General features: G+C 36.8%; 1 protein-coding gene. It reads right to left on the bottom strand.

Annotated elements, in window-relative coordinates; translation table 11 throughout:
• Window positions 1–102 precede the first annotated feature (102 nt).
• Window positions 103–1,812: an IS1634 family transposase gene (locus tag ACOEN1_RS13325; RefSeq protein WP_422487381.1), complete on the bottom strand. Its 1,710-nt coding sequence runs from the start codon at window positions 1,810–1,812 to the stop codon at window positions 103–105.
• Window positions 1,813–1,967 lie beyond the last annotated feature (155 nt).

The following is a 1,967-nucleotide window of genomic DNA, read 5'->3' as shown; positions in this document are numbered from 1 at the left end:
CTTAAGTTTTGCAGCAAAGTGTCAAAAAAACACCTCGCAAACCCACTGTTTTCAGTGATTTGCGAGGTTTCGATTTTTGCATATTTTTGTAGTGAAACAGACCTAATTTTTAGTTTCTGAAATATTTTTTTTGATCTGCTGCAAGGTCCTTATCTTTGTTGAGAAATCAATGTTTGTAGCCTTTCCAATATCAGCTAATACCTCATCATAATAATCAAAGATGTAGTAGTTTTGGTCCACGTTTGTACAAGTACAGCTTCTAAGGCTTTCAACCATCTTTGTGATGCTGTGCTTGCCATGAGTTATGTGCTCTAGGATTCTAACCAGCACAAGTGCGATGAAGCATGTCAGAAAATGTGCTTTAATGTGGTCTTCTCTTGATACATATACAGGTCTTGTTTCCAAGTCGCTCTTGGTTACTTTAAATGAATCTTCAATTTTCCATAAACCTCTGTAAATATCAATAATCTCACTTGCTGTTTTTTCATATTCACTTGTTATCAGAACATAGTAACCATCAAAGGCCTCTTGTTCCCTAATCTTTTCTTTATCAAGCATTAAGGCACTTGCATCTGCTATCTCACCGGTTTCCTTCACAAAGCTAAGGTTCTTGACATAGCCTGCTGCACCATAGGAGGTAGAACGGTTGTAGCTTGATGGGGACTTAATAAGTGTTTTTGCTTTTTCAATAGCCTTATCCCTTTCCATCTTAGCTTTTTTTGCATATTTCTCACTGTAGAAAACTACCTGTTTCACATCAATAGTCTTTTTCTTCTTTTTGCCAGAAGTCATACTAACCCATATTTCAGCGGGATAAAGTCTTTCCTTGTACTTGTAATCATCTCCATACCATACATATCCATCATCAGATCGAATGTATTCTTTCAACTCCCTGTTAGCCCCTCTAGCTGTTTGAGAAAATACAAAGCCATCCTTAGCAGAGAGGGTATATTGAATATTATCTCCAGTAGACATGCCTTTGTCGGAGACAACAATGACCTTGCCCAGATCAAATTCTTTTTTCATTCTTGAAAAAGTAGGTCTGTAAGTTAAACAATCATTGGTGTTTCCCGGGTACAGATCATAAGTTATGGGAATGCCGTTAGTGTCCATAAACAGCCCCATTTGAACAATCGGGTTTGGGCGATGTTCCTTTGAAACGCCCTTTGCCCTAAAATCATCTTCCTTGTCAGACTCGAAATAATAGTTGGTAACATCATAATAAACCAGACTGGTATCACGGCCGTAGATGCTTTTGATTCGGTCATTGATCCATTTTTGTAGTTCATTTCCCCTATCGTTGAAAAAGCTAAGTGAACGATAGACATCATCAAGGGAATAGTTAGTTTTTTCAAAGAACTGCTCTCTGTCTTCAAAGGCTTTCTTCTTAGAAGAAGGTGACAGCAATCTAGAAAAAACAAGTAACTTCATGATGTTATTCATACTGGCTTCAATCTTTGTAGACCGTTGACGGCTGGTCAAGAACTTATCTATCTCAAGGGTGTGATAGATACTGCTGAAAGGAGCATAACCGAAATTTTTTCGGTTGTTGGTGCCGATAGGCAGCTGTTCTTGAGAATCAAAGAGAATCTTAATAGGTGCTTTCTTTAACTGAACTTCATTGTTCATTTCTTCCACAACGCCTTTAAAGTAGGCAATGGGATCATCAAAATCTTTTTCAAGCTCATCAAGGTATCCCAAAGATTGGATAGTTCTGGATTTAGTTTTCTTGGTATCCTTATCCCGAAAACTTTCAGCGATAATTAGATAAACACGATCAGGATTCTTTTTATTGATTTTCTTTAAATACATAGGCCACCTCAACTATTAGTATACACTCATTATATCACATATCTGTATGTTTTAACACATAAATATGCATAAAAAACAAAATAAAAAAAGTCTGAATCAATTCCATTCACAATGATTCAGACTCAACTATCTATTAACTTGCTGCAAAACTCCGG

It is taken from the genome of Gudongella sp. DL1XJH-153 (genome assembly GCF_049310905.1).
Classification (GTDB): domain Bacteria; phylum Bacillota; class Clostridia; order Tissierellales; family Tissierellaceae; genus Gudongella.
This window is presented reverse-complemented; position numbering and strand designations above follow the sequence as displayed.

What these genes read in the sequence shown, in the direction of transcription:
- ACOEN1_RS13325 (WP_422487381.1), bottom strand. Translation starts at nt 1,812, where the DNA reads ATGTATTTAAAGAAAATCAATAAAAAGAATCCTGATCGTGTTTATCTA.